General features: G+C 59.0%; 26 protein-coding genes. 12 read left to right on the top strand and 14 right to left on the bottom strand.

Translation table 11 applies throughout. The features are described 5' to 3' along the window. Window positions 1–80: 80 nt before the first annotated feature. The 3 genes from AC4ANE_RS20975 to AC4ANE_RS20965 all read left to right on the top strand — a co-directional run bounded on the left by AC4ANE_RS20975 (window position 81) and on the right by AC4ANE_RS20965 (window position 2,789). Entirely contained in the window at window positions 81–1,400 is a 1,320-nt protein-coding gene (locus tag AC4ANE_RS20975) for a flavohemoglobin expression-modulating QEGLA motif protein (RefSeq protein WP_170947351.1), read from the top strand. A gap of 175 nt (window positions 1,401–1,575) precedes the next feature. Beyond that, window positions 1,576–2,472 (top strand): alpha/beta hydrolase, encoded by an 897-nt coding sequence (locus AC4ANE_RS20970; protein WP_002554757.1) that lies wholly within the window; start codon window positions 1,576–1,578, stop codon window positions 2,470–2,472. Further along, entirely contained in the window at window positions 2,469–2,789 is a 321-nt protein-coding gene (locus tag AC4ANE_RS20965) for a PA3694 family proteiin (RefSeq protein WP_002554756.1), read from the top strand. The genes AC4ANE_RS20970 and AC4ANE_RS20965 overlap by 4 nt, the downstream gene beginning before the upstream one ends. 77 nt (window positions 2,790–2,866) lie before the next feature. Here AC4ANE_RS20965 and lptF read toward each other — a convergent pair whose 3' ends face one another. Together lptF and AC4ANE_RS20955 are read right to left on the bottom strand one after the other, a co-directional pair. After that, window positions 2,867–3,649, bottom strand: coding sequence for a lipotoxin F family OmpA-related lipoprotein LptF (gene lptF / locus AC4ANE_RS20960; protein WP_002554755.1), 783 nt, complete (start codon window positions 3,647–3,649; stop codon window positions 2,867–2,869). Between the two features lie 58 nt (window positions 3,650–3,707). Further along, complete coding sequence (locus AC4ANE_RS20955; RefSeq protein WP_004657980.1) at window positions 3,708–4,121, bottom strand: DUF4398 domain-containing protein; 414 nt, start codon at window positions 4,119–4,121, stop codon at window positions 3,708–3,710. Between the two features lie 380 nt (window positions 4,122–4,501). Here AC4ANE_RS20955 and ppc point away from each other — a divergent pair, with 380 nt between their 5' ends. From ppc to AC4ANE_RS20925, 6 genes are all read left to right on the top strand, one after another. Continuing rightward, window positions 4,502–7,138, top strand: a complete 2,637-nt coding sequence (ppc, locus tag AC4ANE_RS20950; RefSeq protein WP_002554753.1) for a phosphoenolpyruvate carboxylase — start codon at window positions 4,502–4,504, stop codon at window positions 7,136–7,138. A 279-nt stretch (window positions 7,139–7,417) separates the two neighbouring features. Next, a complete protein-coding gene (adk, locus tag AC4ANE_RS20945) occupies window positions 7,418–8,065 on the top strand; it encodes an adenylate kinase (RefSeq protein ID WP_002554752.1) in 648 nt (215 codons plus the stop codon). 92 nt (window positions 8,066–8,157) lie between these two features. Then, window positions 8,158–8,832, top strand: coding sequence for a tRNA (adenosine(37)-N6)-threonylcarbamoyltransferase complex dimerization subunit type 1 TsaB (tsaB, locus tag AC4ANE_RS20940; RefSeq protein ID WP_002554751.1), 675 nt, complete (start codon window positions 8,158–8,160; stop codon window positions 8,830–8,832). Between the two features lie 237 nt (window positions 8,833–9,069). Continuing rightward, window positions 9,070–9,381: a hypothetical protein gene (locus AC4ANE_RS20935; RefSeq protein ID WP_002554750.1), complete on the top strand. Its 312-nt coding sequence runs from the start codon at window positions 9,070–9,072 to the stop codon at window positions 9,379–9,381. Between the two features lie 2 nt (window positions 9,382–9,383). Next, entirely contained in the window at window positions 9,384–10,247 is an 864-nt protein-coding gene (locus AC4ANE_RS20930; RefSeq protein ID WP_002554749.1) for a DUF72 domain-containing protein, read from the top strand. 133 nt (window positions 10,248–10,380) lie between these two features. Continuing rightward, window positions 10,381–11,070: an extensin-like domain-containing protein gene (locus AC4ANE_RS20925; protein ID WP_031596299.1), complete on the top strand. Its 690-nt coding sequence runs from the start codon at window positions 10,381–10,383 to the stop codon at window positions 11,068–11,070. 34 nt (window positions 11,071–11,104) lie between these two features. On the opposite strand, the gene AC4ANE_RS20920 is transcribed toward AC4ANE_RS20925, so the two are convergent. Then, entirely contained in the window at window positions 11,105–11,728 is a 624-nt protein-coding gene (locus tag AC4ANE_RS20920) for a hypothetical protein (protein WP_002554747.1), read from the bottom strand. A gap of 96 nt (window positions 11,729–11,824) precedes the next feature. On the opposite strand from AC4ANE_RS20920, the gene AC4ANE_RS20915 reads away from it, so the two are divergent. Then, a complete protein-coding gene (locus AC4ANE_RS20915; RefSeq protein ID WP_002554746.1) occupies window positions 11,825–12,634 on the top strand; it encodes a class I SAM-dependent methyltransferase in 810 nt (269 codons plus the stop codon). A gap of 73 nt (window positions 12,635–12,707) precedes the next feature. Here the strand turns inward: AC4ANE_RS20915 and AC4ANE_RS20910 are convergent, their stop codons facing one another. From AC4ANE_RS20910 to dapE, 6 genes are all read right to left on the bottom strand, one after another. Continuing rightward, the gene (locus AC4ANE_RS20910; RefSeq protein ID WP_002554745.1) at window positions 12,708–13,397 is read right to left on the bottom strand and encodes a DUF4197 domain-containing protein; all 690 of its coding nucleotides are present in this window, start codon (window positions 13,395–13,397) and stop codon (window positions 12,708–12,710) included. Window positions 13,398–13,437: 40 nt separating this feature from the next. Beyond that, window positions 13,438–13,821: a YbaY family lipoprotein gene (locus tag AC4ANE_RS20905; protein WP_002554744.1), complete on the bottom strand. Its 384-nt coding sequence runs from the start codon at window positions 13,819–13,821 to the stop codon at window positions 13,438–13,440. 116 nt (window positions 13,822–13,937) lie between these two features. Then, window positions 13,938–16,439 carry a glycerol-3-phosphate 1-O-acyltransferase PlsB gene (gene plsB / locus AC4ANE_RS20900; RefSeq protein WP_002554743.1) on the bottom strand — a complete coding sequence of 834 codons (2,502 nt, stop codon included), beginning with the start codon at window positions 16,437–16,439 and terminating at the stop codon, window positions 13,938–13,940. A gap of 164 nt (window positions 16,440–16,603) precedes the next feature. Continuing rightward, window positions 16,604–16,981: a hypothetical protein gene (locus tag AC4ANE_RS20895; RefSeq protein WP_002554742.1), complete on the bottom strand. Its 378-nt coding sequence runs from the start codon at window positions 16,979–16,981 to the stop codon at window positions 16,604–16,606. A gap of 19 nt (window positions 16,982–17,000) precedes the next feature. Then, window positions 17,001–17,810: a putative RNA methyltransferase gene (locus AC4ANE_RS20890; protein WP_002554741.1), complete on the bottom strand. Its 810-nt coding sequence runs from the start codon at window positions 17,808–17,810 to the stop codon at window positions 17,001–17,003. Beyond that, window positions 17,810–18,961, bottom strand: a complete 1,152-nt coding sequence (gene dapE / locus AC4ANE_RS20885; RefSeq protein WP_002554740.1) for a succinyl-diaminopimelate desuccinylase — start codon at window positions 18,959–18,961, stop codon at window positions 17,810–17,812. The genes AC4ANE_RS20890 and dapE overlap by 1 nt, the downstream gene beginning before the upstream one ends. Before the next feature lie 413 nt (window positions 18,962–19,374). Here dapE and tcdA point away from each other — a divergent pair, with 413 nt between their 5' ends. After that, window positions 19,375–20,205 carry a tRNA cyclic N6-threonylcarbamoyladenosine(37) synthase TcdA gene (gene tcdA, locus AC4ANE_RS20880; protein WP_031596301.1) on the top strand — a complete coding sequence of 277 codons (831 nt, stop codon included), beginning with the start codon at window positions 19,375–19,377 and terminating at the stop codon, window positions 20,203–20,205. On the opposite strand, the gene AC4ANE_RS20875 is transcribed toward tcdA, so the two are convergent. Genes AC4ANE_RS20875 through AC4ANE_RS20860 form a run of 4 tightly spaced genes read right to left on the bottom strand, consistent with a single transcriptional unit; the run spans window position 20,196 to window position 23,293 of the window. Next, window positions 20,196–20,603, bottom strand: a complete 408-nt coding sequence (locus tag AC4ANE_RS20875) for a SufE family protein (protein WP_002554738.1) — start codon at window positions 20,601–20,603, stop codon at window positions 20,196–20,198. The genes tcdA and AC4ANE_RS20875 overlap by 10 nt on opposite strands. Next, a complete protein-coding gene (locus tag AC4ANE_RS20870; protein ID WP_002554737.1) occupies window positions 20,600–21,805 on the bottom strand; it encodes an aminotransferase class V-fold PLP-dependent enzyme in 1,206 nt (401 codons plus the stop codon). The genes AC4ANE_RS20875 and AC4ANE_RS20870 overlap by 4 nt, the downstream gene beginning before the upstream one ends. 58 nt (window positions 21,806–21,863) lie before the next feature. Continuing rightward, window positions 21,864–22,898 carry a 2,3,4,5-tetrahydropyridine-2,6-dicarboxylate N-succinyltransferase gene (dapD, locus tag AC4ANE_RS20865; RefSeq protein ID WP_002554736.1) on the bottom strand — a complete coding sequence of 345 codons (1,035 nt, stop codon included), beginning with the start codon at window positions 22,896–22,898 and terminating at the stop codon, window positions 21,864–21,866. A 47-nt stretch (window positions 22,899–22,945) separates the two neighbouring features. Continuing rightward, window positions 22,946–23,293, bottom strand: a complete 348-nt coding sequence (locus AC4ANE_RS20860) for an ArsC family reductase (protein ID WP_002554735.1) — start codon at window positions 23,291–23,293, stop codon at window positions 22,946–22,948. Between the two features lie 233 nt (window positions 23,294–23,526). Between AC4ANE_RS20860 and AC4ANE_RS20855 the strand changes: the two genes are divergently transcribed. Next, window positions 23,527–23,757 carry a hypothetical protein gene (locus tag AC4ANE_RS20855; protein WP_004657963.1) on the top strand — a complete coding sequence of 77 codons (231 nt, stop codon included), beginning with the start codon at window positions 23,527–23,529 and terminating at the stop codon, window positions 23,755–23,757. 160 nt (window positions 23,758–23,917) lie between these two features. Here the strand turns inward: AC4ANE_RS20855 and AC4ANE_RS20850 are convergent, their stop codons facing one another. Then, window positions 23,918–24,763 (bottom strand): matrixin family metalloprotease, encoded by an 846-nt coding sequence (locus AC4ANE_RS20850; RefSeq protein WP_002554734.1) that lies wholly within the window; start codon window positions 24,761–24,763, stop codon window positions 23,918–23,920. Window positions 24,764–24,853 lie beyond the last annotated feature (90 nt).

Below are 24,853 nucleotides of genomic sequence, written 5' to 3'. Positions count from 1 at the left end.
TTCGACGTGCTCTGGGTCGGCGGTTCAGACGGCTTGACGACCCTGCCAATTTCGATATTTTCCAGCGGTGGCGTGTTCTCATGCCGCCGAGCAGTAGCGAAACAGCCAGCCAAGGAGTACCGGTGGACGAGTATCAACAGACTATTCGTGCGTTATCGGATCGGATCGTCGTTGCACAGACGCCGATCCGCATTCTGGATGCAGTTAAATGGGATGAGACAGTTCGCAAGGACTTTCTGGCCGCCAAGGGCAAGGCGCTTCCTGCCGTGGACCGTGCCTATTACGAAAACCGTCCGCTGGGCTTTGATTCGGTCGCCTTGAAGCAAGAGTTTCAGAACATCGAGCGGGATGTAACGCGTCAACTCGGGCAGTTCAACCCGGTCGGGCAGATCATGCGCCGCATGTGCCGTGAGTACCGCATGGTGGTGCGTATGCTCGAGGCCCGCGGTACGTCCGACTTCGGCCTGATTTCGCAGGAGCTGTATGGCGCTGCGTCCGATGCCTTTCACGCCGGTGACCCGACGCTGGCCGATCTGGGCCTGATGCTCTCGGATTACCTGAACAACATTGCCGGACGCGGCGACCTGAAGGACGAGCCGAAAACGCTCACGGCCAAGGACGCTGTCTCGCTGCTGCAATCGCGTTTGAACCGTGTGTTCGGTGAGGCCGAGGAGACCATCCGGGTTTTCGAGTCCGACGGTATCGTCGCTGACGCGGCCGCGGGTGCCGACTACATCAAAATCCGCACCGACGCGATGTTCAATGAGCGTGATGTACGGGCGCTGGAGGTTCACGAAGGGCTGGTACACGTCGGCACCACGTTGAACGGGCAAAACCAGCCGATCTGTACGTTCCTGTCCAAAGGTCCGCCTTCATCGACGGTGACTCAGGAAGGCCTGGCGATTCTCATGGAAGTCATCGCCTTCGCCTCCTACCCCAGCCGTTTGCGCAAGCTGACCAATCGTACTCGTGCCATTCACATGGCCGAGCAGGGCGCTGATTTTCTGCAGGTGTTCGAGTTCTACCGCGAGCAGGGCTTCGGCATGTCGGAGAGCTACGGCAACGCCAGTCGCGTATTCCGCGGCTCGGTGCCCAACGGCTTGCCGTTCACTAAAGACCTGTCCTATCTGAAAGGCTTCATCATGGTCTACAACTACATTCAGCTGGCCGTGCGCAAGGGCAAGCTTGAACAGGTGCCGCTGCTGTTCTGCGGCAAGACCACGCTGGAAGACATGCGTACCTTGCGCCAACTGGTAGATGAAGGGCTGGTGGTGGCACCCAAATACCTGCCTGAGCAGTTCCGTGACATGAACGCGCTATCGGCCTGGATGTGCTTCTCCAACTTCCTCAACCACCTGAGCCTGGACCGTATCGAAGCGGACTACTCGAATATTTTGTAGGCCGAACTGACTATCGTGCCAATGCGCCGCGCTGCACAGTCAGGATCGGACGCAGAGCGTCCAGAACGGCATTCCCACGCTGGAGCGTGAGGAACGATAATCTTGTAACTATCGTGCCATTGCTCTGCGCCAGCACGGCGGTGATGTGGCGATGAAAACAGCAAGGAAACCCCATTTGAAACTGCTCGGAATCTTCACCCTGTTCCTCGCACTTACCGGTTGCAGTTCGATGCTGTTCTACCCCGAGCAAGGTGTTCCGTTCACACCAGACAAGGCTCGTTTACAGTATCAGGACGTGAACCTCACCGCCGCCGATGGTACGCGCCTGCATGGCTGGTGGCTGCCCGCGAAAGAGAGTGTGCCGGTCAAGGGTACGGTGCTGCATCTGCATGGCAACGGCGGCAATCTGTCCTGGCACCTTGGCGGCGTCTGGTGGTTGCCCGAGCAGGGTTATCAGGTGCTGATGGTGGATTACCGCGGTTATGGCGAGTCGCAGGGCGAACCGAGCCTGCCGGCGGTCTATCAGGATGTTCAGGCCGCTTTCGACTGGTTGAACACTGCACCGCAAGTGCAAGGCAAACCCCTTATGGTTCTGGGGCAAAGCATTGGTGGAGCGCTGGCGGTGCACTACTTGTCAGAACACCCGCAGGAGCGCTCGCGGCTCAAGGCGTTGGTGTTGGACAGCGTGCCGGCCAGCTATCGCAGCGTCGCGCGAAACTCGCTGAGCAAGTCGTGGCTGACCTGGCCGTTGAAGACGCCCTTGTCCTGGCTGATCCCGGAGGCTGACAGTGCCGTCAACGGCCTGCCACGATTGGCCGGCACACCGATGCTGATCTTTCACAGCATGGACGACACACTGGTGCCGCTCGCCAACGGTATCGAGCTGTACAAGGCCGCGCCTCCACCGCGCGTATTGCAATTGACCCGTGGTGAGCACGTACAGACGTTCGCAGACCCTCTCTGGCGTCAGGTGATGCTGCGCTATCTGGACGACCCGATGCATTTCAATGGCTTGCGTCGCCTTGCGCAAGTGCCCGACTACCCGACCCCTGCTACACCGCCAGCGCCATGAGCCGCGACCGTAACGTCAACGGCATGATTCTCAGCGCTGTCGGTGCAGTCATCGGCACCGTCGGCTGTCTGTGGTTTTACGGCTACCTGCACTTCGCAAAGCCTGAGGATGCATTGCTGCTCGGCGAATTCACTCTGCTCAAGACCGTGCCAGGCGAGGACTACAAGATCGCCGCGACGCCAGCTGTCGAGGTGGCGCAATGCGTTGATGGCGTGCTGGTGCTGTTCGACACATCGCGAAAGGGCTTGTCGGGCGTGTTGATCGATGACCACAGGCAAGCGGTGCGGTGCATCGGCCAGCAGACGCCACAGCAATAAACAAGGCGATAAATTTTCGGCATTAAAAAGCCCCGCCTGTATGCGCAGGCGGGGCTTCAGTGCAGCGGCTCAGTCGCTTATTTCATCGACGAGCGCGGTGCAACAGGCTGGTTGTCGTTGGAGATGGTGACTTCCACACGACGGTTCATGGCACGGCCCGAGTTGCTGGTGTTGTCAGCAACCGGATATTCCTTGCCGTAACCCATGGTCACAACGCGTGCTGGATCTACACCCATACGTACCAGTGCCATGCGAACCGAATTGGCGCGGCGCTCGGAAAGCGACTGGTTGTAGGAAGCAGAACCTGTGCTGTCGGTGTAGCCTTCAACGATCACTTTGCGATCAGGGTTTTCCTGAAGGAAAGCAGCCAGCTTGCCGATGTCGCCTTGAGCGGTCGGCTTCAGATCGGCCTTGTTGTAGTCGAACAGCACGTCACCGAAAGTCACCAGCGTACCGCGTTCGGTCTGCTTGGCGTTCAGGCTGTTCTTCAGCGCAGCGATCTGAGCATCACGAGCTTCCAGGCGTGCCTTGGCGCGGTCGGCAGAAGCATTCTGCAGAGCAGCTTCGGAGGTGCGCAGGGCGATGGTCTGCTTGGCCAGCTCTACGCGCTGGTTGGTCAGATAAGACAGTTGGTCAACTTTCTTGACGTCATCATCGTTACGGAAAGCCTGTTCTGCCTTGGCCAGCCATTCGCTGGCGTCTTTGGTTTCAAGCGCCGCGACTTTGGTAGCTTCCGGGTTGGTCTGCAGCGCGGTGAAGTTGCTGCGGGCCTGTTCCAGATTAGGGTTAGGCTTGGTTGCACAGGCTGCCAGGGCAACACTCATGGCCAGCAGAGCAGGGATCATCAATTGTTTACGCATAATAGGGTCGTCCTTTAATCAGTTACGAATTCATGAAAACAGAAAGGGTTCAGGGCAATCACTGCACCTGACGCAGGCCTTCTTCACGGAGTTCGTTGACGCCCTGACGAGCATCCTGCACAGCCTTGGCAGCTTTGGCGGCCTGAGATTTGCGTTCTGCTACACGAGCGTCCCACTCGGCTTGTTCAGCCAGGCGGCGAGCTTCGTCGTACTTGTGATCCTGCATGGCCAGATCAGCTTCTTTGAGCTTGTCCTGAGCCGACTTCATTTCCACCGCTGCGAATTCGGTACCGCCGGCGCTGACAGCGCTGTTGACGGCCGATTGCGAAACTGCATATTGCTCGGATGGCGGGTTACCTGCGCAACCGGCGAGGATAAAGGTGCTACCGAGCGCCAGCGCAGCCAGCTTGAGACCGCGCAGGCCTTTGAACTTGGTTTTGGCAGTTAAGGTGTTCATGGTGATCAACTCCATTGTCTGACTCCGAACGTGGTTATCCATGACAGTTGTTGCATCAAGTCCGGGCATGAGGTCGTACAACCGCCTGCTGCCTTTCGGGCTTTCCTGTAATGGTTAAAGGCTCCGACCTGCGCTGTTTTTGAATAGTTCAGATAAATATCTACTGTGTGGTCAGGAATTTTCAGGGGGCTTCAGGAAGCGGTCAGCATGTCGATCGGCATGTGAGCGGACGTCGCTGCAGGATTAATCAGGCGTTGAGGCGCGGCTTTTTGTTGAACCATTTGTCCAATTGCAGGCTTTTGGTGCACTGTTGGCAATGCGGATTCGAATTCACGTACGCCCGCGCTGTTTTGCGGGTACGCAACTGAGCCCAGACAAAAAACGGGAGAGGAACGATGGCCGATATCGATGCGCGTCTGCGCGAAGACGTTCACCTGCTGGGTGAGCTGTTGGGTAACACGATTCGTGAGCAGCGAGGCGCTGAATTCCTCGACAAGATCGAACGTATTCGCAAAGGCGCCAAGGCGGGCAGGCGCGGTTCTGCAGAAGGTGCCGAGCAACTCAGCGCCAGTGTCGACGGGTTGGGTGATGACGAACTCCTGCCTGTGGCCCGTGCGTTCAACCAGTTTCTCAACCTGGCCAATATTGCCGAGCAGTATCAGCTCATGCATCGCCGTGACGATACCCAGCCTCTGCCCTTTGAGTCGCGGGTGTTGCCCGAGCTGCTTGACCGCCTGAAAACGGAAGGTCACACGCCTGATGCCTTGGCGCGCCAACTGAGCAAGCTGGAAATCGAGCTGGTGTTGACGGCTCACCCCACCGAAGTTGCGCGCCGTACGCTCATTCAGAAATACGACGCCATCGCTGCGCAGTTGGCCGCGCTCGATCATCGCGACCTCAACAGCACCGAGCGCGCACAGATTACCTCGCGCTTGCAGCGTCTGATCGCCGAGGCCTGGCATACCGAAGAGATACGGCGTATCCGTCCCACGCCGGTTGATGAGGCCAAATGGGGTTTTGCGGTTATCGAGCACTCCCTCTGGCACGCAATTCCGAACTACCTGCGCAAGGCTGACCATGCACTGCACGCAGCGACCGGCTTGCATTTGCCGCTGGAAGCCGCGCCGATCCGCTTTGCCTCGTGGATGGGCGGAGACCGTGACGGCAACCCGAACGTCACGGCCAAAGTTACCCGTGAAGTGTTGTTGCTGGCGCGCTGGATGGCGGCTGACCTGTATCTGCGTGATGTGGATAACCTGGCCGCAGAGCTGTCGATGCAACAGGCCAGCGACGCCTTGCGGGCCAGCGTCGGTGACAGTGCCGAGCCTTATCGGGCAGAACTCAAGCGTCTGCGTGAGCGCCTGCGCGCGACGCGCAATTGGGCCAACGCCTCATTGAGCGAGACCTTGCCTGCGCCTGAAGCGGTGCTGCGAGACAACCGCGAGCTGCTGGACCCGCTGCTGCTGTGCTTCCAGTCGCTGCATGAGTGCGGCATGGGCGTGATTGCCGACGGGCCGCTTCTGGATTGCCTGCGCCGTGCCGTCACGTTCGGCCTGTTTCTGGTGCGTCTGGATGTCCGCCAGGACTCCAGTCGCCACTGTGCGGCGATGACTGAAATTACCGATTATCTGGGGTTGGGTCGCTACGAAGAGTGGGACGAGCAGACCCGCATCGACTTTCTGTTGCGCGAACTGAACAACCGCAGGCCGTTGCTGCCAAGCTACTTCAAACCGGCAGCCGACACCGCAGAAGTGCTGGCAACCTGCAGGGTAGTGGCAGCAGCTCCGGCAGCGTCGCTGGGCTCTTACGTCATTTCGATGGCAGGTTCGGCATCCGACGTGCTGGCCGTGCAGTTGCTGCTCAAGGAATCCGGGCTGCAACGGCCGATGCGTGTGGTGCCGTTGTTCGAGACCCTAGCTGACCTCGACAACGCCGGGCCGGTGATCGAGACGCTGCTCGGCTTGCCTGGCTATCGTTCGCGTCTGCACGGCCCGCAGGAAGTCATGATCGGTTATTCCGACTCGGCCAAGGACGCGGGCACTACGGCGGCGGCCTGGGCCCAGTACCGCGCGCAGGAAAAGCTGGTGGAGATCTGTCGCGAACAGCAGGTCGAACTGCTGCTGTTTCATGGTCGCGGCGGTACGGTTGGTCGTGGTGGCGGCCCCGCGCATGCGGCGATTCTGTCGCAGCCGCCAGGTTCGGTAGCCGGGCGCTTCCGGACCACCGAGCAAGGGGAAATGATTCGTTTCAAATTCGGCCTGCCGGACATCGCCGAACAGAACCTCAATCTCTATCTGGCAGCGGTGCTGGAAGCGACCCTGCTGCCGCCACCACCTCCGCAACCGTCTTGGCGGACGATGATGGACCAAATGGCCGCTGACGGGGTCAGCGCCTATCGCGCGGTAGTGCGCGAGAACCCTGAGTTCGTCGAGTATTTCCGTCAGGCAACGCCCGAGCAGGAACTGGGGCGCCTGCCACTCGGCAGTCGCCCGGCCAAGCGCCGCGAAGGTGGCGTGGAAAGCCTGCGCGCCATTCCGTGGATCTTCGCCTGGACGCAGACGCGTTTGATGCTGCCCGCCTGGTTGGGTTGGGAAGCCGCGCTGAGCAAGGCTCTGGAGCGTGGTGAGGGTACGGTGCTGGCGCAAATGCGCGAACAGTGGCCGTTTTTCAGAACCCGCATCGACATGCTGGAAATGGTCCTTGCCAAAGCTGATTCGGACATTGCCCGACTCTATGACGAACGTCTGGTCAGTGCTGAGCTGCAACATTTGGGCGCACATTTACGCGACCTATTGTCGCAGGCGTGCAATGTGGTTCTGGGGCTGACCGGGCAGAAGCAACTCCTGGCACACAGCCCTGAAACGCTGGAATTCATCAGTCTGCGCAACACCTATCTCGACCCGTTGCATTTGCTCCAGGCCGAGCTGCTGTCCCGCTCCCGCAGTCGCGAAGCCAGTCTGGACAGCCCTCTGGAACTGGCGCTGCTGGTGTCTGTAGCCGGGATCGCTGCTGGTCTGCGTAACACTGGTTGAGCACGCGCGTTACTTTAATTGCCGGGCCGTTTTGGCCCGGCATTGGCAAGACCGGGTTTGCAGGTTGGCCTGCCGGAAACGTTGATACAGATCACGCCGCTCGACAATCGGGGCGCGCAAGCCGGTGCGCACGCGGTTAATGCGACTTTTGGCGGCTTGTGCGGCCTCGGTCGGCTGTGTATCTTGATCAGCCTTTCGGCCTGTTGGCCTGATTATTTTTAGATTGGCCCCCGAGGCGAATCCGTTGATTTCACTATAAAAATTTTGAGGAGCATGACGATGCGCGTGATTCTGCTAGGAGCTCCCGGGGCCGGTAAAGGTACTCAGGCAAAATTCATCACTGAAAAGTTCGGCATCCCGCAGGTTTCGACAGGCGACATGCTGCGCGCTGCAGTCAAGGCTGAAACCGAGCTTGGCCTGAAGGCCAAGAGCGTCATGGACTCGGGTGGTCTGGTTTCCGATGACCTGATCATTGGTCTGATCAAGGATCGTCTGGCCCAGCCGGATTGTGCGAACGGCGTTCTGTTCGACGGCTTCCCGCGCACCATTCCTCAGGCCGAAGCCCTGTTGAAAGCAGGTCTGGAAATCGACCACGTGCTGGAAATCGCCGTTGATGACGAAGAAATCGTCAAGCGCATGTCGGGCCGCCGGGTTCACGAAGGCTCTGGTCGCATCTATCACACCATCTTCAACCCGCCGAAAGTCGAGGGTATCGATGATGTGACTGGCGAACCGCTGCTGCAGCGCAAGGACGACGTCGAAGAGACCGTGCGCCATCGCCTGTCGGTCTACCATGCCCAGACCAAGCCGCTGGTCGAGTTCTACAGCAAGCTGGAAGCGAAGGATGGCAAGCCCAAGTGCAGCCATATTCCTGGCGTCGGCTCGGTTGAAGAGATCACTGCAAAAGTACTGGAAGCCCTGAAGTAAGACTTTCAGTCTGAACAATAAATGGCCCGCTTGCGGGCCATTTGTCATTTATACTGCTGCACTTTTTCACCCTGACCATGACGGAAACACCGATGACCACCTTGCTGGCCCTGGACACCGCCACTGAAGCCTGCTCGGTCGCTTTGCTGCACGACGGCAAAGTGCTGAGCCACTACGAGGTGATCCCGCGCCTGCATGCCCAGCGGCTGCTGCCGATGATCAAGGACCTGCTGGCCGAGGCGGGTATCGCGATGTCGGCGCTGGATGCCATCGCGTTCGGGCGCGGCCCTGGCGCTTTCACCGGCGTGCGCATTGCCATTGGCGTCGTGCAAGGTCTGGCATTTGCGCTGGAGCGCCCGGTATTGCCTGTTTCCAATCTTGCCGTGCTGGCCCAGCGTGCCTTTCGTGAGCATGGCGTGTCTCAGGTGGCATCGGCCATTGATGCGCGCATGGATGAGGTGTACTGGGGTTGCTATCACGAGACAGCCGGGGAGATGCGTCTGCTCGGCAACGAGGCGGTCATGGCACCCGAATTGGCAACGCTACCTGCGCACGCCAGTGGACAATGGTTTGGTGCCGGTACCGGCTGGGGCTATGCCGAGCGCATTCCGGTGAGTCTTGCCGGGCATGACGCAGGCATGCTGCCCCATGCGCAGGACTTGTTGACGCTGGCGTCCTTCGCCTGGACGCGTGGTGAAGCGCTGCCAGCCGACGACGCCCAACCTGTCTACCTGCGGGACAAGGTTGCAACGCCCAAAGCGCGTTGATGTGATTGGCGTCAAGGCACGCCATAGTGTTCTGCTGTCATGCCCGTCCAAGTCATGCTATTCCGTCTATAGCTGGAAAAATATCAATTCACCAGCTACCGTTTATCGTCTGAATGGTCTTTAATCTCATTTGGCGAAAACAATTTGCAATATGTGTGGTCTAGTTATCGTTAAGCAATTTGCGAACTACAAGGCAGTAACGCTAAATTGCCACTATCGACGCCGAGTATATAATCGATGCGCATAGACGGAACCTCATCACGCTCTTACCCCATCAAGCGCAAGCCGCAGAAAACGCCTTCGACCGTTGAAGGCTCTTTCGAGGAAGTCGTAGTTGATGCCGAGTTGCCGCCGCCTCCTGCGCAGGCTCGTCGCGATGCGGGTGACTCACCGATAGGCAGCACTGCCAATGTGCCTGCGCGTCCGCAAGACATCATTTTCCCGCGCTCCATGAGCTCTCGTGTCGCTCACGCACTGGCCAGCTACCTGACCACCGCCAGCTTTGTCGATTGGGACCTTGAAGTATCGGGGCTCGATCTTCACGTTTGACTGTGTCTCGCCTGCCTTACTACCTCGGTTGTCCGTCATGGAGTGAAAACGCCTGGCGAGACTCGTTGTACCCGGAAGACGCCCGCCCCAATGATTTCCTGAATCTCTACACTCAGGTATTCAACGCTGTCGAAGGCAACACCACATTCTATGCCCGTCCCGCTGCCACAACGGTGCAACGCTGGGCAGAAACGATGCCCGACGATTTTCGTTTCACCGCCAAATTCCATAAAGACATCAGTCATAACGGCGACCTTCGTGAGCAGGTGGGCGCCGCTGAGGAATTCATCCGTCTGCTTGCGCCTCTGGGCGGGCGGATCGCACCGTTCTGGCTGCAGTTGCCCGCCAGCTTTACACCGCAGCGTCTGGCCGAGCTGGCCGGTTTTCTTGATGAACTCAATGTGCCGCTCGCCGTAGAAGTGCGCAACATGGCGTTTTTCATGAAGGGTGATGAAGAGCGCATGCTCAATCGCCTGCTGCTGGATCGAGGCGTCGAGCGCATCTGTCTCGACTCCCGGGCATTGTTCAGCTGTGTCTCGAGCGATCCCGCAGTCCTGCACGCGCAATCGAAAAAGCCCAAGGTGCCGCCTCGTCCGGCTGCGCTGACGCTGTTTCCCCAGGTCCGTTTCATCGGCGGTCCTGACCTGGAGGCCAATGATCAGTTTTTGGTGCAGTGGGTGGAAAAGGTCGCCGTGTGGATCGAAGAGGGGCGCACGCCTTATGTCTTCCTGCACACCCCTGACAACATCAAGGCTGCCGAGCAGGCCATGCGTTTTCACCAGCAACTGATGGCGCGATTGCCTGGCTTGCCGGCATTGTTCGAGCTGGATCGCGGGCCTCAGGTGGAACAGTTGGGCTTGCTCTGAGGTCTTCCAGGTGTGGGCTGACAGAGCCCGACCTTGTGGAGAGCCCGCTAATGGATTCGCAACTGCGCTGTTTGCTTGCCATTTACAAACCCTTCTTCAAATTCACCCCTGTTGTCTGGGGCATGGGCTGAGCATGCGTGTGCTTCTGGTATTCCTGCTGAGCTGTGCAATGGGGGCGTTCGCAGTCTGGCGAGGCTGGGTCGATGTGCCTGCGCGCTGGAACCCCTGGGCGCCTTTGGATGTGCGGGCCGAGCCCAATTTTCTGACGTCTTACAAGCTGTCACGACTGCACAACGACCCTGCGCTGTGCGACCAGGTGCTGAGTACGTCCGGGCTGCGTTTCAGTCGTCAGGCCGACAGTGAACCTTCTGCTCGCTGCCCTCTGGAAAATACCCTGCGCATTCAGGGCGGCGACGTGGCGCTGAGCAGCAGTTTCCTGGCCAGTTGCCCATTGGCGGTGGCCTATGCGCTGTTCGATATCCACACCTTGCAGCCCGCTGCCCAAGCGGTTTTCGGTCAGCGGGTAGCGCGGATCGATCACTTGGGCAGCTTTGCCTGCCGCAATATCTACAATCGCGCCAACGGCCGGCTCAGTCAGCACGCGACCGCCAATGCACTGGATATGGCAGGTCTTCGCCTCGCAGACGGTCAGCGCATCGGTGTTCTCAAGGACTGGAACGACGAAGGGGACAAGGGGCGTTTTCTGAGGCTGTTACGTGACGGTGCCTGCAAAAATTTCAGTACGGTGCTCGGGCCTGAGTACAACGCGGCGCATCGCGATCATTTTCACGTCGACATGGGGCGCTGGTCGGTGTGTAGGTAGCGGGCCTGTAAGCTGCCGGCAAGAGCATTGGGGCTTATGCCGCCATCCGCAGATTCTGCAGGATCAGCGGGCGAGCCCAGCCGTTCTCGTAGTCGAACTGGCGTTGTTGGGCAGCAATGGTCTGCTCATCCAGAGGCAGGGCAGGCTTGTCGGCCAGTTCCCATTCGAATTCGGCGATTGGCAGGTGCAATGGGCGCGGTTGAGGGCCGGGGCCCGGGTTGACGCTGTCGCTGTACGGGTTCAGAACGGTAGGGCGTACCCAGTGGCTCTCGAATTCCAGATGACGTTGTTGTTCGATCAGCTCAGCCATGCTGAAGGGCTCGGCAGGCGGCGGCAGCAAGTCAAGGTCGAACTCGGCAATCGGCAGGAACAGCGGCTCAGGTGGTTTGACCTCGGTGTCGGTGACCGGGCAGGCACGTTGCTCGACAATCTTGCTCAGGGTTTTTGCGCCAGCGACCGGTTCGCCTGTTTCAACATCCACTTCAACGGCCGTCGGGTGCACCGGCACGGGAGTGCTTTCACTGACCTGATCCGCCATCGCTCGGGCAAATGCATCCGACCACAGCTGCGTCACACCACCCAGTGTGCGGCTGTTGCGAACGCTAAAGTCGCCTGAGTGCGACAAATAGCCGATGGATGATTGAACAATCTCTGACATAGCGATCAGTACTGGCCTTGGGTCTGGCAAAATGCCGGATACTTGGTTATCGGCAGACTTTGCCGATCATTAACAATTTTTGAGTGTGTGGGCGTAATGATTGAGCAGCAAACAGGCAGTCGTATCCGGGTCGAAGCGCTCGCGGTCGCAGGGCAGGAGCAGGCGGAGCATTGGGCGCAGCGTCTAGGCTTGCCGTTGAACGGCGCGGAAGCTGATTTTGCGTTGCAATCGACCGACGATGGCCTGCAATTGCAGCAGTTGGGCGACGATGCGCCTGGCGCTGTGCGAGTTGATTTTGTCGAGGGTGCAGTGGCACATCGTCGTCTGTTTGGCGGTGGCACCGGGCAAATGATTGCCAAGGCCGTCGGTATTCAGCCAGGCGTTCGTCCCAGCGTGCTGGATGCCACGGCAGGTTTGGGCAAGGATGCGTTCGTGCTGGCAAGTCTTGGTTGCGAGCTGAGCCTGATCGAGCGTCAGCCGATTATTGCTGCACTGCTGGAAGACGGTCTGGCGCGCGGACGCGATGATCGTGATGTGGGTGCGATCGTTGCCCGGATGCATTTGTTGACCGGCAACTCCATTGAAATCATTCGTGGCTGGACAGCGGAGCCGCCGCAGGTCATTTACCTCGACCCGATGTTCCCGCATCGGGAGAAAACCGCTCTGGTCAAAAAGGAAATGCGCCTGTTCCGGCCTCTGGTCGGCGATGACATGGATGCGCCTGCATTGCTGGAAGCGGCTCTTGCGCTTGCCACCCACCGTGTTGTGGTCAAACGCCCGCGCAAGGCCCCCTGCATTGACGGGCCAAAGCCAGGTTATGCGCTGGATGGAAAATCCAGCCGCTACGACATCTACCCGAAGAAGGCCTTGAAGCCTAAGGCAGTCAAAGACGATAGCGGTGCATAGCGCCTGTAGCGTCGACGGCCTGAGCCCGAATCAAACGCAGATGCGCCCGTGAATACAGGCGCTAACCCTGCACTCAAAGTGCGCCAAATACCTTCTTCGCCAGGCCTGTAGCGGCCGCCGCCGGGTTGGCGCGAATACTTTCTTCCTGTTTTGCAATCATCTCGAACAGCCCGTTCAGCGCTTGTTCGGTCACGTAGCTTTCAAGGTTGGCATTTTTGCTGTCCAGCGCGCCAAATGCCGCCGCCTTGCCGGCGAATGCGTTGTACTTCTGTGCCAGACCGACTTGATCGGTAGATTTCTTGACGATAGGCAGGAATTTGGCGCGGATCTGTTCGCGGCTGGTGCTGTTGAGGTACTGGGTGGCCGAGTCCTTCCCGCCGCTTAAAATGGCCTTGGCGTCGGTCACGCTCATCTTTTTCACGGCGTCTACCAACAACGCCTGAGCCTGAGGCACTGCAGCTTCGGCGGCCTGGTTCATGCTGGTTTCCAGCTGATCGACCTGAGCACCCATGCCAAGCATTTTCATTTTTTTCGCGACCTGACCGAGTTTGCCTGGCAGCTCGATACGCACCGCTTCATTCTTGCTGAAACCGCCGGGAACACCGAGCTGTTTGACCGCGACCTGTGCGCCTTGGGTCAGCGCGTCTTTGAGACCACCGGTCGCATCCGATTGCGAGAGGTCGTTCAGCGACAGGGCGAAGACGTTGGCCGACAGCAGCAGCCCGGCGCATAGACCAGCGAAGGTGAACGAAAAGCGAGGCATGAGAGCGTCCTTGTGAGAAGTGGGTACGGGATCAAGCGTATCAGGAACTTGCGGTATCCACCCGAAGCCTGAAAGAAACAGTGCTGTTTAGTGCCGATGGAAATGATGCGGTGTGCAACAACAAAAACATCAACGGCGCGTTGAAAACGCGCCGTTGATGAAAGCCTTTGCAGCGAAGAACAATCAACCGTTCACTTGAATGACCTTGATCTTCAGACCGCTCTGATCCTGCGGTATAGCCCAGTTCAAACGGCAATGGCACTTGCTGGGTAATCTGTGTTTCGCTGGCGTCAATGACAGTGGCTGGCGCGTCAGCCAGGTTGATGTCACTCAGGGTGACAATCAACTTGCAGCCAGTTGGCAGAGAGCGGCGTGGCAGGTAATAAACTTCACCCTGAAGACGTACCAGGGGTTCGCTGGACATTTCAATTTCCTTATTGAGTGTGATGAGTACCAGTCATGGGTACAAACCACACCTTAGCAGCGGCCGGGGAGCATAAAACACGTGTCTAAAGATCCCCGGCTAATTGCGGAAAAGCCCTACGCTACCCCTTCACCATTTCCCGCATCCTGCTCTTCTTCATTGCTGTGTAACGCCACTTGCCGTATCGACAGACGGATTTCGGCCGGTAACACCCGCTTGGCCGCACCTTCTGCCAGTTCGCCCAGCATCGGGTGATAGCTCAGCTTGCCGGCGCTGTCCTTGCGCAGCACGCCCAGGTCCAGCAAGGTCTGGATGAAGTGCCTGAATAGACTCTTGTCGAAGAACTCTGGTGCATTAAGGCCATGCAGAATAGACAGGCGCTGGGCCATGACCGTACACAGGTCTTCCAGCTGCTCGGCGCTCAACGTGTTCTGTCCACTGTTGAGCAACAAGGCGATTGCCATGTAGAAGCGCTGCAGGGTCTGCGCGATGGCCCGTGACAACAGGGTCAGCAGCACGAACTCGCGGGAGCTGGGCTCCGGACGCACATAGACGTCCTTTTTGAAGCGCAGCAAGCCTTGCTCGACGAACGCAGCCAGCCATTGATCGACCACCTCATCCAGCTCGCTCAGCGGCCAGCGAATGAACAATTCAGATTGCAGGAACGGGTACAGCGCACGCGTGTAGCGCAGGATCTGTTCGCGGCTCATGCGCGACGAGCTCTGGAAAAAGCTGGCCAGCAATGAGGGCAGGGCAAAGATGTGCAAGACGTTGTTGCGGTAGTACGTCATCAGGACTGCATTCTGTTCGTTGAGGTACAGAATTTTGCCCAATGCATCTTTTTGTTCGGCGAGCAGGTCCATGCCTTTGACGTGCTCGATCAGCGAGCGCCCGTCGCCTTCCGGCAACGTGGTGTGCGGCGAGTAAGGTACGGCGCGCAGCAGCGTCAGGTAAAGGTCGAGAACACGCTCCATGGCCTGATCGTCCAGCGCGAGCCTTTGCGTTGACAGCAAGGCCACAGCAACCAGGTTCATCGGGTTGACGGCGGCGGCTTCATTCAGGTGCTGGGCCACACGTTCACCCAGCCTATGAGTGGTTTCGCTCAGCCATTCCGGGCGAAATTGCGGTGCCAGCGCCTGCTCGCGCCAGTCCGGTTGTTCGCCGTCAAGAAATTCGGCCAGCTTGATGGGGGCACCGAAGTTCACCGATACCTGGCCGAAACGCTGCTTCAGCGCACCGATGACTTTGAATATGTCGAAGATCGACTCTTTCTTCTTGGTCGCTCCGCGCAATTCGCCCAGATAGGTACGGCCTTCCAGCACGCGCTCATAGCCGATGTACACCGGAACGAACACAATCGGCATCCGCGAGTTGCGCAGGAAGCTGCGCAGGGTGATGGCGAGCATGCCGGTTTTCGGTTGCAACATGCGCCCGGTCCGCGAGCGACCGCCTTCGACAAAGTATTCGACCGGGAAACCCTTGATGAACAGTGTGTGCAGGTACTCGGTGAAAACCGCTGTATACAGCGGGTTGCCCTTGAATGTGCGGCGCATGAAAAACGCCCCGCCACGGCGCAGCAGGCTGCCGACGACCGGCATGTTCAGGTTGATGCCGGCAGCGATGTGCGGCGGCGTGAGCCCGTTGCGAAACAACAGATAGGACAGCAGCAGGTAATCGATATGGCTGCGGTGGCAAGGGACGTAAATGACTTCATGCCCTGGCGCCACTTCCTGCACGCCTTCGATGTGGCTGACTTTGATGCCGTCGTAAATCTTGTTCCAGAACCAGCTGAGGACGACTTCCATGAAACGGATGACGGAATAGGTGTAGTCCGAGGCGATCTCGTTGCCGTAGCTCAGCGCCCGGTCCCGTGCCTTGTCCTGCGTAATGTTCTCCCGTTCGGCTTCTTCGATGATCGCCTGCTTGACCAGCGGCTCGTCCAGCAGCCCTTTGACCACGGTGCGCCGGTGCGAAACGTCCGGGCCGATGACCGCGCTTTTCAGGTTGCGAAAGTGCACGCGCAGAAGACGCTGGGTCATGCGCAGGGTCAGTTCGTAACCTTTGTTTTCACCCACCAGCTCGCGCATGTGAATGGGCGCGGAAAACTGTACACGGGTCTTGCGACCCAGAATCAGAATGCTGACCAGACGACGCAAGCGACCGGTCACTGCCCAGCTGTCGGCGAACAGCAGTTTCCAGGCGCTGGACTCGCGGTCAGGTGACTGCCCCCAGAACACACTGACCGGGATGATCTGCGCATCTTCGCCGGGATTCTGGCTCACGGCTGCGACCAGACGCTCCAGTGTCGGCGGTGCGCCGCGCTTGTCCTGGCGGCCAAGCCAGTCAGGCGCCGGAGTCAGGTAAAAGAATGCAGCTGGCTCTATCAGGTTGCCGACCGCTATCGACAATACGGGGCGAGGCAGGCCAGCCTTGCGACATTCGGTGTCGATCACCGCCAGATCGCTGATCGACGGCGACTGCAGGGCATAGAACACCGGACGGCTACGGTCCAGGTTGAGCGTAAAAGACGACTGATTGATGGTTTCCGAGCGCACCCAGAGATACAACAATCGGCGCAGGGTGCCGAACACAAGACGACGGAACGGAGAACGGGTCATACGGCTTCTGCTGAGTAAGGGACGGGCGACTGCCCGAGATGGGCGTCAGTGTGACGTATCCCGAAGCGATCGGCAAAAAGCCTGGTGTTTGTAGAAGAGTAAAGACTGAGCGGCCACCTTCGAGAGCCACGACGGCACATCCTGATGCCGTCGCTGCAAAAGGCTTACGAGGTGCGCCAGGTGATTTCTTCCTCGCCATCGGCGCTGACGCGTATCCAGCGGTCGGCGGTTTCATCGCTTTCTTCTTCAACCCAGGTGCCGGGTGCGCAGCGCACTTCGACGTTCAAGACTTTGAATGCCGCACGGGCGCAGGCGATGTCGTCTTCCCACGGGGTCTGATCGCTGTCCAGATGCAGACTGTTCCATTTACCGACTGCTTTGGGCAGCCAGGTTACGGTCACATTGCCGGCCTTGCACTTCCAGGTCTGGCCTTTCTGGTTCCAGTCACTGCACGGGCCCAGGGCGACGCTCAACCATTGGGCGATGGCCTTGTGGTCGACGTCTTCGTCTTTCAGGTAAATCTCGATATCGGGTTGGCGCATGGGTGCCTCTGTTGAATGCTTATTGCAGCACGAAATAATCGTAGCGCATGGAAACGGTGACCTTGAAAGGTCCTGATTGCTCAATGACGGCAGTCCGGCGCTCGGCGCTGGCGCGCCACCCGTGAGGCGTCATGGCCAGCAGATCGGCACGGGACTGGCCGTCGATCAGCTTCAGCGTATAGCGCAGGGTTTCGCTGTGTTGCAACTGCATGCCGGGTGGCACCAGAGACAGGTGCTTGTCGTCGGCATAATCGCGGACCTCATCATAAAGCTGCTGACGCAGTTCCATGAGATGTTCGCTGGTCGGGCCGACCCGCATCAGTCCGCCGCCAGGCGTCAGCAAGCGCTTGGCTTCAAGCCAGTCCAGCGGGCTGAACACACTGGCCAGAAACTGACAGCTGGCATCCGGCAAGGGAACACGGGCCATGCTGGCAACCATCCAGGTCAGCCTGGGGTCACGACGGCAGGCGCGTTTCACGGCTTCGCGGGAGATGTCCAGCGCATAGCCGTCGGCATGGGGCAGGGCCTCGGCTATTTGCGCGGTGTAATAACCTTCGCCGCAGCCGATGTCCAGCCAGTGCGCGGGGGAGCGCTCGGCGGCCAGTTCAGCCAGCCGCCGGGCTACCGGGGCGTAATGCCCGGCGTTGAGGAAGTCCCGCCGTGCTTCAACCATGGCCTGATTGTCGCCGGGGTCGCGGCTGTTCTTGTGCTGCACCGGCAACAGGTTCAGATACCCCTGACGTGCACGGTCGAAGCGGTGGTTGGCCGGGCATACCACGCCGTTGTCGGCGGTACTGAGCGGCGCAGAGCAGATCGGGCAGGTCAGCATCAGGCGAGCAACTTGACCAGGGTCTGGTAGTAGATCTCGGTCAGCACGTCGAGATCGCTGGCCAGAATCCGCTCGTTGACCTGGTGAATCGTCGCGTTGACCGGCCCCAGTTCAACCACTTGCGTACCCAGGGTCGCGATGAAACGGCCGTCGGAGGTTCCGCCGCTGGTCGAGGCTTTGGTGTCACGGCCCGTGACGCTTTTGATGCTGGACGACACGGCGTCCAGCAATGCGCCCGGCTCGGTCAGGAACGGCAGGCCGGACAACGCCCAGTTCACATGCCAGTCCAGCTCATGCTTGTCGAGGATGGCGGCGACACGCTGCTGCAAGCCTTCGACGGTCGACTCGGTCGAAAAACGGAAGTTGAATACTGCCACCAGATCACCCGGGATGACATTGGTTGCACCCGTGCCGGCGTTCAGGTTGGAGATCTGGAAGCTGGTTGGCGGGAAGAAATCGTTGCCATGGTCCCAGTGCTCTGCAGCCAGTTCGGCAAGTGCCGGAACTGCAAGGTGAATAGGGTTCTTCGCCAGATGCGGGTAAGCCACATGGCCCTGTTTGCCGCGCACGGTGAGGGTGGCGCCCAGCGAGCCACGACGCCCGTTCTTGACCACATCGCCCACCAGCGTGGTGCTCGAAGGTTCGCCGACGATGCACCAGTCCAGACGCTCCTTGCGCGCTGCCAGACGTTCGACGACAGCCTTGGTGCCGTGGTGCGCCGGGCCTTCTTCGTCACTGGTGATCAGGAATGCCACCGAACCCTTGTGATTCGGGTGATCGGCTACAAAGCGCTCGGCGGCCACGAGCATGGCTGCCAGGCTGCCTTTCATGTCCGCTGCACCGCGTCCGCAGAGCATGCCGTGCTCGTCGATCAACGCATCGAACGGGTCGTTCTGCCAGTTCTCCACCGGGCCGGTAGGGACCACGTCCGTATGACCTGCGAAACACAGTACCGGGCCGTCGGTAGTGCCGTGTGTGGCCCAGAAGTTATCGACGTCTTCGATACGCATGGGCTCCAGCTTGAAGCCGGCATTGCCCAGGCGTTGCATCATCACTGCCTGACAGTCGGCATCGACCGGCGTCACTGACGGGCGGCGGATCAGATCGCAGGCAAGTTGAAGGGTGGGCGACAGGTCGGTAGGGGCAGTCATGTACAGAACTCCGGTAGCAAGACTTTGGGCGCGAAAAGGCGGATATCTTAAAGCAAAACGACGACCTGGGGCCGTCGTTTATTGTGTGCTGTGGATATGTCAAGCAGTCGACAGCGCAGGGTGGGTCGCGTGAGCAGACAGGACGGCCATAATGATGGCTGCCAGATAAGGGAGGGATTGTGCGAACAGCATGGCTATCCAGAATCTCGGGCCCGGACCGGAAGTCTCGTCTCTTATTTGCTCGCGGGTCGGACAAATATGTTTGTAGAGGCTTTGCGCGGAGCGAAAGGGGTTATATGAGAGGCCCGAGATAGTTTTTGCCCCGTCAGCCCTGATTTCGACGGGGCGACAAGCCGGGTGCCTTAACCCCCTACAAACCCCTATAATGCGCGCCGGTTTTTGAGGTATTGATCATGAGCGCAGAAGATCCACGTTTCGCTGGCATCGCCCGTTTGTACGGCATTGAAGGCCTGGCGCGCCTGCGCGCGGCTCATGTGGCAGTGGTCGGTATCGGCGGCGTGGGCTCGTGGGCGGCGGAAGCCATGGCACGCAGTGGTGTGGGCGAGATTTCGCTGTTTGACATGGACGACGTCTGTGTCAGCAACAGCAACCGCCAATTGCATGCACTGGACAGCACAGTCGGTCGGCCGAAGGTTGAAGTGATGGCCGAGCGGATTCGCGCGATCAATCCTGATTGCATCGTGCATGCGGTTTCTGATTTCGTGACCCGCGACACGATGGCTGAGTGCATCACCCCGGACATGGATTTCGTGATCGACTGTATCGACAGCGTCAACGCCAAGGCAGCACTGATTTCGTGGTGTAAGCGGCGCAAGATCCAGATGGTCACCACCGGTGGTGCCGGTGGGCAGATTGATCCAACCCTGATTCAGATCGCCGACTTGAACCGCACGTTCAACGACCCGCTGGCCTCCAAGGTACGTTCCACCCTGCGTAGCGACTATGGCTTTTCGCGCACGCCTAACCGCCACTACAGCGTGCCTTGTGTGTTCTCCAGCGAACAGCTGCGCTATCCCAAGCCTGATGGCAGTATTTGCCTGGAAAAGAGGTTCGTCGGTGAGGGTGTAAAGCTCGACTGTGCAGGCGGCTTCGGCGCGGTGATGATGGTCACTGCCACGTTCGGCATGGTCGCCGCCACGCGTGCAGTGGACAAGCTGGTTGCAGGTGCGCGACGGCCTTCGGAGCGGGTCAAGCCAGCGGTTGCAACGCCCGATCAGGCTTGAGTCAGCTGACGCATCTTCTGTAGCACGGCATTCAGGCCGTTGCTGCGTGACGGTGAGAGCTGGCGACCAAGGCCCAACTGATCGAACCAGTCAGACAAGTCCACGGCTTCCAGCTCCGGGGCCGACAGACCGTTAACGCGGGCCAGCAGTAGCGCCACCAGACCTCGAATCAGCCGGGCGTCGCTGCTGGCCCGGAACAGCCAGGCTCCTGCGCTGACTTCGCCCGTCAGCCAGACCTTGCTTTCACAGCCGTGTACCAGATTGTCGTCCGTCTTTTCTTCGTCGCTCAACGAGGGGAGGCGATCCCCCCATTGCATGAGCAAGCGTGCGCGCTGTTCCCAGCTCTGTGGCTGGGAAAAGCTGTCGAGCGCGGTCTGCGCCAATGCGGGGAGAGTCATCGAAGCAGCTCCAGTGCCTGATCCAGTGCGCTGAAAAACCGCAGCAAGTCATCTGAATCATTGTAGAGCGCAAGTGAAACACGAATTGCGCTGGGCAGACCGAGTGTATCGAACAGTGGCATCGCGCAGTGACGACCAGCGCGCACGGCAATACCCTGTTCGGTCAGCAAATGAGCCAGATCGGCGTTGTGTATGCCGTCCACGACGAAACTGGCCAGTGCCAGGTCCGGTGAGCCCAATACCTGAATACCTTCACGCCTTTGCAGGCCTTCAAGCAGGCGACGGTGCAGATTTGCTTCGTGTTCCGCGACCGCCTGATGATCAAGGCTTTCCAGGTAAGCCAGCGTAGCGCCCAGACCGATCACGCTGGCGATGGGCGGGGTGCCCGCTTCAAAGCCCAGCGGGGCCGGGCGAAATTTCGCGTGTTGATAATCGGCGGTCAGCACCATCTCGCCGCCGAACTGCCAGTGCGTCAGGTTCGGTAGCGCGTCGCTGCGTCCGTACAGCACACCTAGCCCTTCCGGACCATAAAGCTTGTGGCTGGAAAACACATAAAAGTCGCAGCCCAGTGCCTGTACATCGTGGCGTCCATGCACCACACCTTGTGATCCGTCCACGACCGTGAGCGCACCTTGCGCTTTCGCCAGTGCGATAAGGCGGGCGAGCGGCTGCCAAGTGCCGAGCACGTTGGACAGCTGACTGACTGCGAGCAGACGCGTGCGAGGGCCGATCAGACTGGCCGCAGCATGGCAGTCGATTACACCATCGGGATCGAGCGGCAGTATCACCAGTTTCAGGCCGCGGCGCTGAGCCAGTTGCTGCCACGGCAGCAGGTTGGCGTGATGTTCCAGTGCGCTAATGGCGATCTCGTCGCCCGCAGTGAAACTATGCTCCAACCCATAGGCCAGCAGGTTGAGCGCAGAAGTGGCCCCGTGGGTAAAGATGATTTGTCCGCTCTCGCCGGCATTCAGCCAGTGCGCGGCCTTGCCACGGCTGGCTTCAAACGCCTGGGTGGCGTGTGCGCCCGGCAGATGCTGGGCACGATGCACGTTGGCGGCACCGTTGACGTAGTAATGAGTCAGGGCATCGATCAGCGCCTGGGGTTTTTGTGTGGTGGCGGCGTTGTCCAGATAGGTCTGGCCTTGCCGTTGCAGGGCGGCGATAGCGGGGAAGTCGCCACGCCAGGGAGAAATGAGGGGCATTGTTCGTCCAGCGTGTGGAGGCGGGTTCAAGGCCGCAGCCTTGAACCCACACACAGCATCAGTTATGAGCGTGCAGTGCTTCGTTCAGCTCGATGGCCGACTTGTGGGTTTTGCATTCCACTGCGCCGGTCTGCGAGTTGCGACGGAACAACAGGTCGTTCTGGCCTGCCAGCTCGCGTGCCTTGACGATCTTGACCAGTTCGTTGTTTTCATCGAGCAGCGCGACCTTGGTGCCGGCGGTCACATACAGACCCGATTCCACGGTATTGCGATCGCCCAGCGGAATACCGATGCCGGCGTTGGCACCGATCAGGCAGCCTTCGCCAACCTTGATGATGATGTTGCCGCCACCCGACAGCGTACCCATGGTCGAGCAGCCGCCACCCAGATCCGAGCCCTTGCCGACGAATACGCCTGCAGAAACGCGGCCTTCGATCATGCCCGGGCCTTCGGTGCCGCCATTGAAGTTGACGAAGCCTTCGTGCATGACGGTGGTGCCTTCGCCGATGTAAGCGCCCAGACGTACGCGAGCACTGTCAGCGATACGAACGCCGCTCGGTACGACGTAGTCGGTCATTTTCGGGAATTTGTCGACCGAGAACACTTCCAGCAGTTCGCCTTTAAGGCGTGCTTCAAGCTGACGTTCGGCCAATTCGGCGAGATCGACCGCGCCCTGGCTGGTCCAGGCTACGTTTGGCAGCAACGGGAAGATACCTGCCAGGTTCAGGCCGTGTGGCTTGACCAGGCGATGCGACAGCAGGTGCAGCTTGAGGTAAGCCTCTGGAGTCGACGTCAGGGTTGCGTCTTCAGCCAGCAGGGTGGCAACCAGCGGCTTCTGGCTTTCCGCCAGACGAGTCAGCAGCGCGGCCTGGGTCGCGTCCACGGATTTGACCGCCTCGGCCAGCTTGTATGCCAGGTCTACATTGAAGGTGATTGCCTGATTGCCGTTGGTGTAACCCAGAACAGGCGCGATGGCCGCGACCAGTTCTACGGAAGGATTGATCAGCGGCTGAGCGTAAAATACTTCGAGCCATGAGCCTTGACGATTTTGAGTGCCGACGCCGAAGGCCAGGCTGAACAGGGTAGTGGACATGTAAATACCTCTTGGCTTTATCAAGGGGCTTTCAGTAGCGCTCTGGCTTACTGTAAAGCCGCTGCATACAGGTCGGGCTTGAAGCCGATCAGGGTTTTATTGCCCAGATCAAGCACCGGACGCTTGATCATGGACGGCTGCGCGAGCATCAGTTCTATGGCTTTCGCTTGATCGAGATCGGCCTTTTGTCCGTCATCGAGCTTGCGAAAGGTAGTGCCTGCGCGGTTCAGCACGACCTGCCAGCCGTGTTCATTGCACCACTGCGCGAGGTGTTCCCGGTCGATGCCCTGTGTCTTGTAGTCATGAAAATCGTAGCTCACGGAATTATCGTCGAGCCAGGTGCGGGCCTTCTTCATGGTGTCGCAGGCTTTGATGCCAAATAGAGTGTAAGTCATCGTTTTGGGGTGGGGTGGCTGATCTTGCTCGATACTCCCCACTTTCTCTCCTCGCAATTTAGCCGGGTATTATGCCACGTCAGACCGCTTCGTGTTATGACAGCGCTGGTACAGAGACTGAACAAAAACTAGATAATAACCCTAACTGTCATTAAGAAAACTTCACCCTTCCACGCTTGAGTGGCACGCCCGGGCGGGCAATTATTGCTTTCCATTTAAAGGCTGGGTGCGTTATGTCTGAACAAGAGAAGAAGCGTCAAGAAGCGCTTGTCCGGCAACGTTATTACAGGGAACGTCAACGTGCCGAGGGATTCAAGCAAAGTACGATCTGGATTCATGGTGAGGCTGAGACGCAAGGCAGGCTGGCCGCACGTGAAGGAAAACCGTTGCTGCCCATGCAGTCCCATGACCCGGTAAGCTGGGCGGTCGGGTGGGTTGCGGAAAAACTGCGAACACGACAGTGACCGGTAGCGCTCTAAAGCCCTCGCGCCACACGGGGTGAAGTACGTGGCGCGATGTCTCAAATGCGGTTGCTGGCTAATTCGGCAGGGTAGCGGCCAGCGCATTGCAGGCACTGCTTGCGCATTACTGCCTGACGATCAGTATTTTCTTTACGATGCCTTGTCAGTTCGCCTCGAACTTTGAGTTTTTCCGGTCCCCGTATATGGAACCCATCACTTTGATGTCGTTAGGGCTGAGCGTTTTGCCAGTGTTGATGATTTCGAAGTCGCCAAGGGTCAGGCCGTTGGGAATGTCGTAATGCATGACGGAATCACGGTCGTAAGCCGAATGGTAGAAATCAGCAGCTTCGTACTTGTCGAAAAAATTGGTATTGATTTCTTCGTCAGTCAATCCGGATTGTAAAAGCAGGGGGCGTAGAAGCGGTTCGTTCCAGGGAATGTTTGCCTGAGGATGCTGGTGCTCGTGAACTGCTCCCAAGGCGTGCCCGAATTCATGGAGCACGATGCGCGTCAAGTCCGGCATGGGTTTCAGGTCTGCCGTGAACAGCTCCTTGACGTTGAATTCCATGGTGGCTTCATTCTGCTCGGCCAACAGGGCATCAGTCCCTATGGCGCTCCAGTTCAGATGCTCGTTGAAACCGATTCGGATATCGCTGGCCCCGCCTGTCACGAACTCGAATTTCAGATTTATGTGAGGCAGCCATTTCTTTGCAGCTTCGACAACGGGGGTTGTCAGAATGGCAGGAGGGTCTTTCTGAAAAAGCATTTTCAGGGTCCGCCCACGTGCCCAGTATTTGCTGAACGAAACCAGAAGACGCGCCATGTGCGTTGACTCTTCGCAGCCATGGCGTGCTCCTGATTCGTAGGCAGGAGTGATTGCTGCGTTGGCGGGGTTTTCGCGAATGGCGGTTTCGTACGAGGCCTGATGATTCGTTGCGCTGCGCATGGCGCAGGATGCAGGCAGCTTCAGGCTCTGTGTGGTGGGTGCGGACATGTGATCGACCTTCATCGTAGTTCGCTTCCTTTCAGGAAGGCTGGAAAATGAAGGTTGAAGGTACGTTTGTGCAAGGTGTAGCAGGTGGTAACTAATTACCCCCGC

The sequence above is a fragment of the Pseudomonas sp. Pme6b genome (genome assembly GCF_058129925.1).
The sequence above is the reverse complement of the archived record's forward strand: the minus strand, read 5'-3'. Positions and strand labels throughout refer to the sequence as shown.